General features: G+C 45.2%; 12 protein-coding genes. 6 read left to right on the forward strand and 6 right to left on the reverse strand.

Going from position 1 to position 14,452, the window contains the following annotated elements:
* Positions 1–293: 293 nt before the first annotated feature.
* The 6 genes from serB to hemJ all read left to right on the forward strand — a co-directional run bounded on the left by serB (position 294) and on the right by hemJ (position 5,853).
* A complete protein-coding gene (gene serB, locus ACTXGJ_RS04265; RefSeq protein WP_439241847.1) occupies positions 294–1,526 on the forward strand; it encodes a phosphoserine phosphatase SerB in 1,233 nt (410 codons plus the stop codon).
* 179 nt (positions 1,527–1,705) lie between these two features.
* Positions 1,706–2,704: a DUF368 domain-containing protein gene (locus tag ACTXGJ_RS04270; protein ID WP_439241849.1), complete on the forward strand. Its 999-nt coding sequence runs from the start codon at positions 1,706–1,708 to the stop codon at positions 2,702–2,704.
* Positions 2,705–2,846: 142 nt separating this feature from the next.
* Positions 2,847–3,248, forward strand: coding sequence for an AciT family ciprofloxacin tolerance protein (gene aciT, locus ACTXGJ_RS04275; RefSeq protein ID WP_439241851.1), 402 nt, complete (start codon positions 2,847–2,849; stop codon positions 3,246–3,248).
* A 267-nt stretch (positions 3,249–3,515) separates the two neighbouring features.
* On the forward strand, positions 3,516–4,022 hold the full coding sequence (locus tag ACTXGJ_RS04280; protein WP_439241853.1) for an SCP2 sterol-binding domain-containing protein: 507 nt from the start codon (positions 3,516–3,518) through the stop codon (positions 4,020–4,022).
* A 145-nt stretch (positions 4,023–4,167) separates the two neighbouring features.
* The gene (gene bioB, locus ACTXGJ_RS04285; protein ID WP_443565222.1) at positions 4,168–5,349 is read left to right on the forward strand and encodes a biotin synthase BioB; all 1,182 of its coding nucleotides are present in this window, start codon (positions 4,168–4,170) and stop codon (positions 5,347–5,349) included.
* A 69-nt stretch (positions 5,350–5,418) separates the two neighbouring features.
* On the forward strand, positions 5,419–5,853 hold the full coding sequence (gene hemJ / locus ACTXGJ_RS04290) for a protoporphyrinogen oxidase HemJ (RefSeq protein WP_439241857.1): 435 nt from the start codon (positions 5,419–5,421) through the stop codon (positions 5,851–5,853).
* 96 nt (positions 5,854–5,949) lie between these two features.
* Here hemJ and ACTXGJ_RS04295 read toward each other — a convergent pair whose 3' ends face one another.
* The 6 genes from ACTXGJ_RS04295 to ACTXGJ_RS04320 all read right to left on the reverse strand — a co-directional run bounded on the left by ACTXGJ_RS04295 (position 5,950) and on the right by ACTXGJ_RS04320 (position 14,340).
* A complete protein-coding gene (locus tag ACTXGJ_RS04295) occupies positions 5,950–6,681 on the reverse strand; it encodes a hypothetical protein (RefSeq protein WP_443565224.1) in 732 nt (243 codons plus the stop codon).
* Positions 6,682–7,011: 330 nt separating this feature from the next.
* The gene (locus ACTXGJ_RS04300; RefSeq protein WP_443565226.1) at positions 7,012–7,509 is read right to left on the reverse strand and encodes a hypothetical protein; all 498 of its coding nucleotides are present in this window, start codon (positions 7,507–7,509) and stop codon (positions 7,012–7,014) included.
* Positions 7,510–7,599: 90 nt separating this feature from the next.
* Positions 7,600–8,316, reverse strand: a complete 717-nt coding sequence (gene rph, locus ACTXGJ_RS04305) for a ribonuclease PH (RefSeq protein ID WP_201558964.1) — start codon at positions 8,314–8,316, stop codon at positions 7,600–7,602.
* Positions 8,317–8,476: 160 nt separating this feature from the next.
* On the reverse strand, positions 8,477–10,228 hold the full coding sequence (locus ACTXGJ_RS04310; RefSeq protein ID WP_443565227.1) for an AMP-binding protein: 1,752 nt from the start codon (positions 10,226–10,228) through the stop codon (positions 8,477–8,479).
* 280 nt (positions 10,229–10,508) lie between these two features.
* Complete coding sequence (locus tag ACTXGJ_RS04315; RefSeq protein WP_439241867.1) at positions 10,509–12,236, reverse strand: AMP-binding protein; 1,728 nt, start codon at positions 12,234–12,236, stop codon at positions 10,509–10,511.
* Between the two features lie 301 nt (positions 12,237–12,537).
* Complete coding sequence (locus tag ACTXGJ_RS04320; RefSeq protein WP_443565228.1) at positions 12,538–14,340, reverse strand: vWA domain-containing protein; 1,803 nt, start codon at positions 14,338–14,340, stop codon at positions 12,538–12,540.
* Positions 14,341–14,452 lie beyond the last annotated feature (112 nt).

Below are 14,452 nucleotides of genomic sequence, written 5' to 3' on the forward strand. Positions count from 1 at the left end.
TGCTTGGCAAGCGAGTTTTATCGCTGAACGCTAACAGGCTTAATAGCTACTATATCATCATCATGGCTATCATAGTTTATGCCTATAATAAATTTAATACTCTAGGGTTTAAGCCTAAGTATTCACTAATCCTGCTGTCGGCAGTTTAGAGAATTATCTAGCGCAAGCAGTCACTTTGCGTCTGCCATGACGCTTTTCGCTTGCTAGATAGTTTGTGCCTCACATATAGGCTTAGCGTACTAAAGCTGTTATTATTCCTAATCTTATCTGCGCATACAAGGGACAATTTAGCCATGCCAAAAAATACGCCTTACTCGTTACCAAAAGACAGCAAAGCATGGCAACAAGCCGTCGATTCTGTTGCCGCGCTGCTGCCTAGTGGCACTAGCTTGACTGACTTTGATGCTTTGCAATCGCTACCCGTCTTTGCTTTGATTGTGGTGCTCCCCGCCCATGTGCCAGCGCTAGATATTCATAACTATGTGCAATCTTGGGTTGATGAGCAGCCAAACTGGCATTTGGTCACGGTAGCCGAGGATGCTGAGGCAAGCTTTATTGAAATTGATGTTAATATTGCTACGAGCGACTCAGCTGCTACTGACCATACACACGCCAACAACCAAGCGGCCTTTGTCCCCGCACAAGTGTTCCGCTATCTGCTAGTACCCGTGACTAATGCCTTAATGCATCCGGCCAAGAAGGTGGCCGCTGCGCACATTATCGACGATCAGCTGACTACCCGTCTGCGTCATGATTTGGCTAAGCACTATACTGATTATCAAAGCACTGATAATACAGTCAATCCGAGCCTAGATAGCGATAATTTAGTCGACTGTCATATCTTGTCTATCGGTCATATGCTACGCACGCATAAGCTAGCTTGTTTTGACATGGACTCCACTCTCATTGAGCAAGAGGTCATCGTTGAGCTGGCCAAAACCGCAGGCATCGGTGCAGAAGTTGAAGCGATTACTGAAGCCGCTATGCGCGGTGAGATTGATTTTGATGAATCCTTTGTCAGACGGGTGGCTTTACTCGAAGGCATTCCAACGACGGCGCTCGATGAGATCTGTGCGCGTCTGACGATCTCTACCGGCGCTCGTACCACTATCACCGCGTTAAAAGCTTTGGGCTATCATACCGTATTAGTCTCGGGCGGCTTTACTTACTTTGCCGATTATATCGCTGAACAATTAGGCATCGATGAAGTGCATGCCAATTTTTTGGATATAGAAGAAGGCGAAGTCACGGGGCATATTCAACTGCCTATCGTCAATGGGGATAAAAAGGCAGCGATCGTCAAACATACCGCTGAGCACTTAGGTATCGAGATGTCGCAAGTGGTCTGCGTGGGTGATGGCGCTAATGACTTACCGATGATGGCGCTTGCCGATTTAGGAGTCGCCTATAATGCCAAGCCTATCGTCCAAGCTCGCGCTGACGCCGCGGTCAATGTCACCGGACTAGAAGGCGTACTTTATGCGCTTGGCTATCCCGAATTAACGCCGGCTTCCCCAGTCAGCTAAGCATAAAATGCGACAAACTCCTTTATCGTCCGTTAAGCTAAGCACGCTGGGCTAATATTATTGCCTTAGCTCAGCGCTATTAGCGTTTTGGTAGACCACAGTACCTCGGACGCTAAAGGTTGCGCCTATAAGCTTATAAATCCTCTCTAACTGTTTCATTGTTATAAGGAATGTCAATAATGACATCACCCTCACCGCGGCCAGATGCGCCGCCCGTTCATCAACCTAACACCTCCTCCCTTAGTAAGTCAGATCACTCTAAACAGTACATTGGTGTCTACATAAAAGGTATGGCAATGGGCGCCGCTGATATCGTACCAGGAGTGTCTGGCGGTACTATTGCTTTGATCGCGGGTATTTATCAGCGTCTTATTAACGCGCTTGGTAGTATTGGGCCTAGCCTGTGGCAAGTGTTTCGTACTGATGGTGGCATAAAAGGCTTGCTTGCGGTTTGGCGACAAGTTGATGCGACTTTTTTATTGTTCTTGCTATTAGGTATCGTTACTAGCTTTGCCACTTTAGCCGGGATGATTAAGTACTTATTGGATAATCAGCCTTTGCTAATTTGGTCGTTTTTCTTTGGCTTAGTTATCGCGACCGTAGTGATATTACTGAGCGAGATCAAACGCTGGACGGCTGCGCGCGCAAGCTTGTTTATCGCAGGATTGCTCGTTGCGGTCGTCATTAGTAATTTACCAATATCCTCAGCCACTCCAAGCTTGCCATATTTATTTTTTGCCGGAGCGATTGCCATTTGTGCGATGATTCTGCCCGGTATTTCAGGCTCGTTTATCCTATTGCTCATGGGCGCTTATGATGCCGTGTTAGAAGCGGTAGACACTTTTAATTTGACGGTTATTTTTACCTTAATGGCAGGAATGCTGACGGGGTTGCTATTTTTTACCCGTCTGCTCAAGTGGCTATTATCAAAGTATTATCAAGCGACTTTGGCTTTGCTAACAGGCTTTATCGCCGGCTCCTTAGTCAAGGTTTGGCCGTGGAAAGTGGATGCGCTCGGTACGCTCAATAGCGATGCGATTCATAATGTCGCGCCTTGGCACTACCCTACTGGCGCGCAGTGGCTGACAACTTTGGGGCTGATGCTACTAGGCGCGGTTCTAGTATCACTACTGTCTTTGTGGGGATATCAAAGTCAGCGAGCGCGCTCGAATTATTAGTCATGAGTGATAAACAATAAAGATCGATAGCCTAAAAAAAGAGACGTCAACTGTTGTCGCAACCACGCTTTTCTCACTTTAGCTTTTGCCCTTTTGCTTTCATAATAGGTCATTGGAATTCACCTTATGAATAGCGAGATGAATGATGTTATCAACTGTATTTTCTATAGCCAGTGTTGAGACCTTAAGTGTGACTGGCAATGCGAGCGCTTTGTTGGGTTATGGTTTATTAGCCAGTCTCATAGTCGCGATTGTCCTCTCTTCGCAGCGCTGGCTGCTATGGTATGTATTGGGCGGCGTCGCCTATTGGTTAGCTGTTGAGATGATGCATAGTGGACTGATGCTCTGGACATCGCTCTCAGATTGGCATGGATATGTGGCAGCGATGGGGATCAGTTGGCTGCCCTTATTTGCTTGGGTGCTGTATCGCGCTCTACGCTACGAGGACGTCAGTCAAGCGATGGAGCAAGAGCGCGCACTCGCGGCAGCGCGTTATGTGGAACACTCGCCTATTTATGACGATTACCAGCCGCGCTTCGAGTGATACTCTTTTAGTTTGTACTTCAAAAATGCGCGACTCTCCGGCGCATTTTTTATTGTCTTAAAAGTAGCCATCACACCCAAAGAAGCTACAACTCAAAACACAGGAGCTGCAGTAGATAACAATGAGCTATTGTTACACGATACTTAACGGTCTCTACGCAACTACTAATGAATTGCTTTGCACGCATAAGTTATCATTTAAGTATATGCTTATAGTCATAATTACTATAAAGTACGCTTTATTTTACTGACCCTTAGGAGTCTTATTATGTTTACTGTTCCTGTTTTAGATATCAAGTCTGATCCATTAGATGTATTGCTCGCAGTTGTCGGCTACCGCTTATCCATGCTTGCTGATAGTGATAATGAAGAGTTTCAACAGCTACTAGCTGATCGTCAGGTGGTGATAGAAATCGCTAGTGAAGAAGCAGACATTGCTCGTCACTTTAGTTTCGATAACGGTCAATTTGAACAAAAAAGCGGCTCTGCTGAAAAAGCGGATCTGACGATCAAATTCAAGGATTCCATGACGGGCGTAAGATTATTAACGAAAGGTAGCTTGCCAGCCTTTATGACGGCGGTACAAGAAGGTAATCTCAGCATTGATGGTGATTATAGCCTAATGATGTGGTTCAATAAGCTTGCTAAGCACATCGTGCCTGCTATCCCAGAAGAGTGTGAGCCTTATATCACTAAAGCTAAACCTTACGCTTATAAAGCCCAGCAGTTTGCGGAGCATTGGGTAGGCGTCGCTAAACATAAGCTAGGCAAATAATTTTTGCCAAATAGCGACTGAGTAGCTTTATTTCCTCGCGTTAAGTATTTTAATTAGGGTTACGGTATACTAGATACCGTAACTTTTTTTATGACCTAAGGTTTGTGTTTTGGTCTGACGTTCTATAGAAATTAAAGGATTAATTATGGCAGGATTACTTAGTATCTCAGAGCCTAATGCAGTTAATGATAAAGCAGATGATACCAGCAGTTTTGTACCTTCTACCTTCGTACATTCTGCTAAATCAGCCGCTGCTCTAGCAACCGACGCCACCCAGAATCAGACTCGCCTTTTTGCTCATAAGCATAGTCGTACACAGATAGCAGAACTCTTTGATTTGCCACTTATGGATCTATTGTTGCAAGCGCAAAGCGTTCATAGAGAGAACTTTACTGCTAATGAGGTGCAAATTAGCACTTTACTATCTATTAAGACCGGCAACTGCCCTGAGGATTGTGGCTACTGCTCGCAGTCTGGCCATCACCGTGATAAGACCCAATTACAAGCCGAAAAACGCTTAGCAGTAGATAAAGTACTTGCCGCTGCCAAACGCGCCAAAGCTAGCGGATCATCCAGGTTTTGTATGGGAGCGGCTTGGAAGCATCCTAGTAATAAAGATATGCCTTATGTAATTGAGCTCATAAAGGAGGTCAAAGCGTTAGGGCTTGAGACTTGTATGACCTTGGGAATGCTGGATTCAGAGCAGGCAAGTCAATTAGCCGATGCTGGGCTTGATTACTACAATCATAACCTCGATACTTCTAGAAATTATTACGATCAAGTCGTTAGTACCCGCAGCTATGATGACAGACTAGACACCATTAGCCATGTCCGTAATTCAGGTATCCATGTCTGTAGCGGTAACATCGTTGGTATGGGAGAGAGCCGAGACGATCGCATTGATTGGGTGCATGAGCTGTTAAAGATGCCAAAAGCGCCAGAATCTATCCCTGTCAATTTATTAGTGCCTATCAAAGGCACACCGCTCGGTGATAAGGTGTTAAGCGAGGGCGAGCTCTCGGTACTGGAGTGGATTCGTACGATTGCGGTGACGCGTATCTGCTGTCCGACAAGCTATGTGCGCCTGTCAGCAGGGCGTGAGAGCTTATCTGATGCCGAGCAAGCATTGGCGTTTATGGCGGGCGCTAATTCATTTTTTTATGGCGACAAGCTGCTAACCACAGGTAATGCCAGCCAAGCCAATGACAACCGATTGATGCAAGAGCTGGGCTTAACCCCGCAGATAGCAGCGCCTAAAGCCCCAAAAGTCGTTGCTGTTTTTGATGCGGCAAGCGGTCAGCAGTCAGAAGTATTACTTACTGAATAAGCCGCTTTGCCCTAGTAAAAACCCTTATAGAGCATTATAGATAAGCGTATTGAAAATAGAGAGTAAGTTATGGCAGATTATTTTAACTGGATTAAAGCGGCGCATATTATATCTATGGTTTGCTGGTTTGCCGCGATATTCTACTTACCGCGCTTGTTTGTTTATCATGCCATGAGCGATGATCTTGTCAGCCAAGAACGTTTTATCGTAATGGAGCGCAAACTGTACCGCGGCATCATGACCCCATCGATGATTGCCACTTGGATATTTGGTTTATGGATGGTGGGATTGGGTTGGGAGGTTTATAAGACTCAGGGCTGGTTACACGTTAAAATAATGTTAGTCATTTTGCTCTCAGCTTATCATGGCGCTTGCGGCTTTTATCGTAAAAAACTGGTTGATAATCCGCAGTATAAGTCGCATGTTTTCTGGCGTTGGTTCAATGAAGTGCCGGTACTTGGCTTAGTAATTATTGTTATCTTAGTGGTCGTTAAGCCCTTCTAGAGCGCTCACTATTGGCTATCATTAAAAAGCGTTCACAGCTTATACAGCTATGGACGCTTTTTTACGCGTATTCATTAAGAGTGTCTGTAATTGCAGCTAAATAGTTGGACGCATGATCTGATAGACATTACTGAGATCATAAACCTTATAGCGCGCAGGCTCGCGGCGGTTTTCACCAGCGTAGCTAAGCATTAATGCTTGCTTAGCGGACTCATCGACCCAGCCAACAAACAGACCACTGTGCTCGACGCCGTTATAGCCATGATTAATATAATACAGCCAGTCGCCCGCTTGTATCTCGTGACTCGCTGCATACGGGCCTTGTCGATAGACGCCTTTATGCACGGTATCGCGAGTCACCCCTGCTCTCTTAAATACTGCATTTAGATAGTCCCAGCAGCCGCCTTGAATGATGGCGCGCTCATTGAGCGCCATAGTGCGTGCGGTACTAATGACCTCGCGCGCAGCCGTACTACTTTGGCTTTCAGCTTGGCTCAATATTGGCAAGTATTCACTATCTACATTATCATAAATGCCGGATAAAAACGCAGGCAAGACTTGTGGCTGATAAGAGGTTTGCGGATATTGATAAAGGCTATCGCTACGAGTAGCATTAGCCCGCTTAATGGTAGAACGAGTACTCACTGTAGCAGTTGGCACTGTCGAATACGAAGGCGTATAGCGGGCACTGGCCTGCGCTGACTTTTGCGCAATAAGTGCGCTCATACTATCCGCATGAGCTTGGCCTGCCATTGCTATCCACAACGCTGCCATTAAGCATGACGCGCCAGCTAAGTATACATTTGAGCAAACCGAAAAACGCGACATGACCCACTCCCTGTCAACATAGTCATTGTACTTATAATAGTAAATATCTAATAATAAACATCAAGCCTTAATGGTTTGATACCGCTTAGGTAAAGCGAATAACTTCAGTTATAAACTATTTATATAGGAATCTGCAAGTATTATCACTGCAATATTACCGACAAAGAGTAATAAAAGCTAGATAAGCGGTATTATGATCCATTGAGGGAGGGTGTAATAAAAAAGACAGCTGAAAATGAAAATATAGACGAGCTTTTTCACTGTCATCTATAAATATAAAGTAAAAAGAAAGCGGCTAAGTATTTAGTTGATATAAAGAGAAACAAAGCTTTAATCTGAGCTATCCTGCATCTTAATATTGACGTGACGTTTGCTCAGCGTTTGACCTTGCAAGATTGCTTGCGCCGCTTTAGCTTCTTGTACGCTATCAAAGCCGCTAATATGGTATTTGCGGTTATCGTTAGCATCTAAAATCTGGATTTGTTCACCGAATAGCGTGATCTTATCACCTTCGCTGAGCTGAATAGAATTGCGCTTGCCATTGCTATCATGAACCAATTCGCCTGCGCGCACCCACAGTACACCACTGCTGATAACGCCGCTGAGCTGTTTTTTACGCTGCTGGCGCTGTCTATTAAAGAAAAAGCTACCAATAATAAGTAACGCCAAAGCGCCAATAGAGAGGCGCTCAGGCAGTAGGCTCATCGCCATCGCCACGCCAACTGCGCCAACCAACAGTGCTGAGCCAAACCAAAATAGTCCATTATCACCAGTAGGCGGCTGTCCTTGTAAGCTAATCTTCGCACCATCATCAGTCAACTTAAGCATAGAGACAACCTGTCACAGAATAATAAAACAACTCGTATTTGGCCCGTAGCTAGAAGATAACTAGCATAACCCTCTAGCTAATTAGATACCTTACCAGCCTAAAGCTGTTTTTTGTAAGTCGACTAGCTCGCTGATGCCTTTTTCGGCTAGCGCCAACATATCATCAGCCTGCGCACGGGTAAACGGCTTATCTTCAGCAGTACCTTGCAGCTCAATAAACTCACCTTTTTGCGTCATCACCACGTTTAGATCGGTATCACAATTAGAATCCTCTTCATAATTGAGATCCAGATAAGCCTGACCGTCCTTCATACCGACTGACACTGCAGCGACCAAACCAATGAGCGGATCCGCTTTGAGCTTTTTGGTTTTTTGTAGGCTCTCTAACGCATCGATCAATGCGACTGCCGCACCGGTGACACTTGCGGTACGCGTCCCACCATCCGCTTGCAGCACATCACAATCAAGATAGATAGTGTTTTCGCCCAGCTTGCTAAGATCGATCATCGCGCGCAAGCTACGACCGATTAGACGCTGAATCTCTTGGGTACGACCCGACTGCTTACCGCGCGCCGCTTCGCGCTGGTTACGGGTATTGGTCGCGCGTGGCAGCATACCATATTCGGCAGTCACCCAGCCTTTACCTTTACCTTTTAGCCAGCGCGGTACACCGGATTCGACACTGGCGGTACAGAGCACTTTGGTATCGCCGAAGCTAACCAACACCGAGCCTTCAGCATGTTTGGTATAGTGACGCTCAAAGCTGATTGAACGAAGTTGGTCAAGCTCACGGTTATCATTACGCATATAGTATCCTAAGGTAGAGTTACGATAAGGGTATAAAATCCCTTATAAAATATAGAAGATATCCTAACGTGGCAGCGCGCTAATAGCAAGATTGGCGCGTTGCCGTACGGCTCTATGAGCAATTCGGGTTTAATGAATGCCAAACAGCAGAACATGCCGTTTATTCTAAACCTTCCATTTTACGTAACTCTTTACGTAAGATTTTGCCGACGTTGGACTTTGGCAGCTCATCAACGAACTGTACATGGCGAGGACGCTTGTAGCCGGTCAGTTGTTTTTTACCAAAATCAATAAGCTCTTGTTCGGTGACATCGCCTTTTTTGACCACAAAAATCTTTGGATCTTCGCCGCGCTCGTCATTAGGAATGCCGATAGCTCCGACCTCTTTTACCGCAGCGTGCTCGCTCATTGCCTCTTCAATCTCGTTTGGATACACGTTAAAGCCTGAGACCAATATCATATCTTTTTTGCGATCAACGATTTTGATAAAGCCTTTTTCATCCATAATGCCGATGTCGCCGGTTTTCAAATAACCGTTTTTGGTAAAGGTTTCTGCGGTCTCATCAGGACGGTTTTGATAGCCTATCATCACCTGCGGGCCTTTCACACAGATCTCGCCGCGCTCACCGATGGCTACCTCATTGTCATCATCATCGATAAGAACAATGTCGGTATTGGAGGCAGGAATACCTATCTTACCGGTGAATTTGGCAATAGTCATTGGATTGAAAGCTACTACTGGTGAGGTTTCAGACAGGCCATAGCCTTCTACAATAGGTAAGCCTGTGACTTTATGCCATTCTTTAGCAACGCTTGGGAGTACAGACATGCCGCCGCCGATAGCTGCTTTTAGATTAGAGAAATCTAGTTTTGCAAAATCATCGTGATGCACAAGGCCGTTGAATAAAGTATTGACGGCGGGGATAAAGGAAGGCTTATATTTATCCATCTCTTTAATCAAGCCGTCGAGATCACGCGGATTAGGAATCAGTAAGCCCGTATAGCCTTGGTACATACCGTACATGCCGCAGACCATAAATGAGAAGACATGATACAGCGGCAACGCGGTTAAAATCACATCATCGCTATTGGCGTCATCCTCAAAAGCACTATTCATCAGTACACTGATCTGTAGCATATTGGCGACTAAGTTACCGTGCGATAGCATTGCGCCTTTGGCCACGCCAGTTGTGCCACCAGTATATTGCAGCAGCGCCACATCGCTTAGATTGAGATTAGGGCGCTGATATTTGCTAGCGGATACGGAATTTAGCGCTTGCTTAAATGAGGTACTGTTGGGCAGGTTATAAGAAGGAATCATTTTTTTGATGTGGCGGGCGACTAAGTTAACGACTACTCCTTTGACCGCTCCGAGCATATCACCCAATTTACAGACGATAACATGCTTAACTTGACCTTTATCCTCAGCTTCTTGATAAGTCTTAGCGAAGTTCTCAACGATGAATAACGCTTTGGCGCCGCTGTCATGCAACTGATGCGACAGCTCACGGCTAGTATAAAGAGGATTGACGTTGACTAAGATCATGCCCGCGCGAATGATGCCAAGCGCCACAATAGGATACTGCAAAATATTAGGCATCATCACGCCGACTTTATCGCCTTTTTTGAGACCAAGGGACTGTAAATAACTGGCGATCTGGCGACTATAGAGATCGAGCTGCTGGTAGCTGATTGATGCGCCCATACAGATATAAGCGCTCTTTTTACCATAGCGGCGAAAGTTGCGCTCAAAAACATCAAGCAGTGAAGTATCGTCTTCTGGCATGTCAATAGTAGCATCGATGTCATAACGCTCATAAGCATTGAGCCAAGGTCTATCACTAGGTATGTTCGGTATCGTCGGAAATTCATTTTGGATGGCGGGCGATGAAGCCTTGTTATTCTCAGTCATAAATGGTCCTAAATGAGTCAATTTAAGGTAGTATTTAGAATGTCATTATTAAAAAGCACTCTTTATTTAGTAAAATTACAGGATTCTAGTGCTAGCGACTATAGCATTTTTGCTAAAAATTCTCTATCGCTAAGCAAAACCCTGCGATACAAAAAAAGTGGCACAAAAAAAAGATAAGGCAGCTCGTGGCCACCTTATCTCTATTTGCTAATATCAGACATTTAATATCTGAAATTTTTAACCTGGTTTGAATAGTAGCTTATCACTCGCTAAATTTAACTTAAGCGTTGTTTTTGGCTTCCATATCACGCAAATCTTTATGCAAAATCTTGCCTACGTTAGACTTTGGTAGCTCATCGATGAACTCAACATAACGCGGGCGCTTATAGCCAGTAAGGTTGTCTTGGCTATATTTCAATACTTCTTCTTTGGTTAAGCTGTCGTCTTGACGCACCACAAAGATCTTTGGCACCTCACCGCTCTCGCCATTATCGATACCGATGACGCCGCACTCAACGATTTTAGGATGACCTGACATCACCTCTTCAACTTCAGTCGGATAAACGTTGAAACCTGAGACTAAGATCATATTCTTTTTGCGATCCACAATCGTCACGTAGCCATCCTCACCCATGATACCGATATCACCGGTTAAGAAATAACCATCATCAGTCATGACCTCAGCGGTGGCCTCTTTACGCTGCCAATAGCCTTTCATTACCTGCGGGCCTCGCACCCCAATCTCACCGCGCTCGCCTAGCGCGACTTCATTACCTTCATCATCGATAATGGCGATTTCAGTGCCCGGCATAGGCACACCGATAGTTCCAGTAAAGGTGGTGCTATTGATTGGGTTTGCCGTTGATACTGGAGAGGTCTCCGACAGACCATAGCCTTGCAGGATAATGTTGCCGGTCACTTGACGCCATTTTTCAGCGGTTGAGCTTAGTACTGCCATACCGCCGCCCATAGAGACGAGCAGTTTGCTATGATCCATGGCTTTGAATTTCTCATTGATGGCAAGCGCGTTAAATAAGGTATTGACCGCCGGGAAGAACGAAGGCGGATTGGCTTCATAAGCTTTCATCAGGCTATCTAAGTCACGTGGGTTTGGCACTAATAGACCAATACAACCGCGATAAATACCGAACATGCCGCAGACCGTAAAGGAGAAAATATGATACAGCGGCAGGGCGGTCATAATAACAGGCTGCTCGCCGCGCTTATCAAACTCATCAAAGGCGCTTCCCAAGAAAGTATTACTTTGCACTAAGTTGGCAATTAAGTTTCTATGGGTGAGCATAGCGCCTTTAGCGACTCCAGTTGTACCACCTGTATATTGCAGTACAGCGATATCGCTCATAGTAATATCATCTGGACGCTTATACTTACGGGCTGGACTCTTTTTCAGCATGTTTTTGAAGCTGATGCTATTACGAATATTGTAATCAGGGACCATCTTTTTGACATGGCGTACGACCGTATTGACCATAAAGCCTTTAAGCGCGCCCATCATATCGCCCATACCAGTGATGACGACATTATCAACGACGTCACGGCCGATATCTTGGTAAGTTTTGGCGAAGTTTTCGACCATGATTAGCGCTTTGGCGTCTGAATCTGTCAGCTGATGCTCAAGCTCTGAGGTGGTGTATAGAGGGTTGACGTTAACTAAGGTGAGGCCTGCGCGTAGCACACCGATAACGGTAACGGGAAGCTGTAAGATGTTCGGCATCATGACGGCTACTTTGTCGCCTTTCGTCAGCCCTAGCGACTGCAGATAAACAGCGACTTGCTTGCTATATTCATCTACTTCTTGGAAGGTAATAGAAGAGCCCATGCAAATAAAAGCTGTTCTACTACTAAAATCGACGAAGCTCTTTTCGACGATATCGATAAGTGAGCTGTTTTCAGGCGGCATTTTGATATCATAAGTCAGCCCGAGATCTTCATAAGTCTTTAGCCAAACAGGGTTATTATTACGGGTTGAGTTTACTTGATTTTCCATAATCTTCTTGCTCCTAATAAAATAGTAAAGGGTAAAATAATTGATTGGACACCCGCGTAACCCTTAACATACACACTTTGTACAGACTACTCAATATAAAAGAATGTTACTTGCGTGTGCAAACTGACTTGACGGTTACTATTTTAATCAAAAGTATTCCTTATTAGTTAGATAAAGAGTACTGCATCAATGAAAGTAGTAATAATATTTACCAAACTAAAGTCTTCCTGTTCAACCATCCTTGAAATTGCTCACGAATAATAACGCTAGCTTTCGGTAATCGCTGCTCTCCTACTACCTACTATTGTTTGTTTTTTATAGGTTGTAGAGCTTCCGCAAGCTCCGTTAATTCGACAAAGCCTCGGCGCAGACCATTAGTGTCATTGACCGTTTGATAGCTGAGACTTTGGTTGGCAAGCTGGGTGCTATCGCGATACTGCCAGTCATTAATATAAGGGCTTTGTTGTAGACGCTGTCCGAAGCTCGCTACTGCCACCGCAAACTGGGTATCGGGATGCGCGCTCATTAAGGAAGTTCTTTTATTTACCGTAGCAATTGGCACCTCCAGCAATTGTGAGGATGATTGCGGGGTCGCTTTGTAGCGAATTTTCAAAAAGCCTAGCTCTTTATTATTACCTTTATTACTAGTTGCCGTTTTTATATTATCAGCATAGCGACGCGGCGAGGTTGCACCTTTTTCCCCTTTGGGCGTAAGTTCAAATAAGGCGACTACGGCCTTGCCAGCGCCTAACTCGCCGGCATCAATCTTGTCATTATTGAAGTCTTCTTCGGCTAATACACGATTTTCATAACCTATTAAACGCCATTCATCGACCTGTGTAGGGTTGAACTCTAGCTGAATCTTCACATCGCTAGCGACGGTATTGAAGGTGGCATTTAATTCATCGTCCAACACTTTTTTGGCCTCGCTTAAGCTGTCTATATAGCTATAATTACCATTACCGTTATCCGCCATTTGCTCCATCATATAATCGTTGAGATTGCCGCGACCAAAGCCCAAGGTGGATAAGGAGATACCGCGATCGCGATTGGCTTTGACCAAATCTAGCATCTCATCGACATCGCTAATGCCGACATTGAAATCGCCATCGGTCAGCATCAAGATACGATTGATACTGCCTTTCTTTAACGTTTGACTGGCTTGTTCATAAGCGAGCTTGAGCGCGTCCTCGCCATTAGTACTACCCGCTGCTTTTAGACTATTGATTGCCGCTTGGATGGTGGCTGTCTTATCACCGCTCGTCGGTGCTAGCGCTACTCGGGTACTACCTGAATAAGTGACAATACTGATAGTATCCTCAGCGCGCAGCTGCTTAGCAAGTAAGTTTAAAGTGGCTTTAGCAAGCGTCAATTTATCAGAGGAATTCATAGAGCCTGAGACATCGACCAAAAACACTAAATTGGCCGGTGGCAGCTGAGTATTCACGCTACGGGTATACTGGGCCGGATCGACAGCTTTGATACCGACCTTCAGAATTTGATTGGCCTGATCGACTCTATCCCAAGGCGAATCGACAATCTCTGTTTCTACCACAAATGGCGCTTGCCCTAAACGCTGACTATTGGAAAAATCATAAGGGAAATAATTGATCATCTCCTCGATTCTGACCGCATCGGCAGGCGGCATCTGGCCTTCGTTGAGATAGCGGCGCACATTGCTATAGCTGCCGGTGTCGGTATCGATAGATAGCGTCGCTACTGGATTATCTATCGTACGATTGATAGGATTGGCGATGTTTTTTTGGTAATTATCACCGGTTTGCTCTACTACTATAGGCGCAGGTCTAATAATGGCTGGCTCTGAGGAGATATCATAGAGCACATTGGCCTGGCTCATAGATTGGCTTGTCGCTTGCGAGTTTGTGGCCTTTCGCCTGACTTGAGATGCTGGCGCTGACACTACAACCGGCGCAGAAGTCACTGAAACTTCACTTTCTATCATGCGGCTGCTATTGTCGCTAGCCGTCGCGACGCTTTGCTGTGAGCTGCAAGCGCTTAAACTTAGAGCCGCCAAAATACTGACAAGTAAGGTACTAGTCGACAATTCTTGCAAGCGAAAGTCCTTAGTAGATGAGAGTGACATAAGTAACATCCTTGTAATGAGAGGTAGGCCTTTATTTATACTACTGAACTCCCTCTATAAAATCCATCCCTAAAGCCCTATTTAAGATAGAGTATCAGGGCGTCATGACCTG

It is taken from the genome of Psychrobacter sp. 1Y11 (assembly GCF_052259045.1).
Classification (GTDB): Bacteria; Pseudomonadota; Gammaproteobacteria; order Pseudomonadales; family Moraxellaceae; genus Psychrobacter.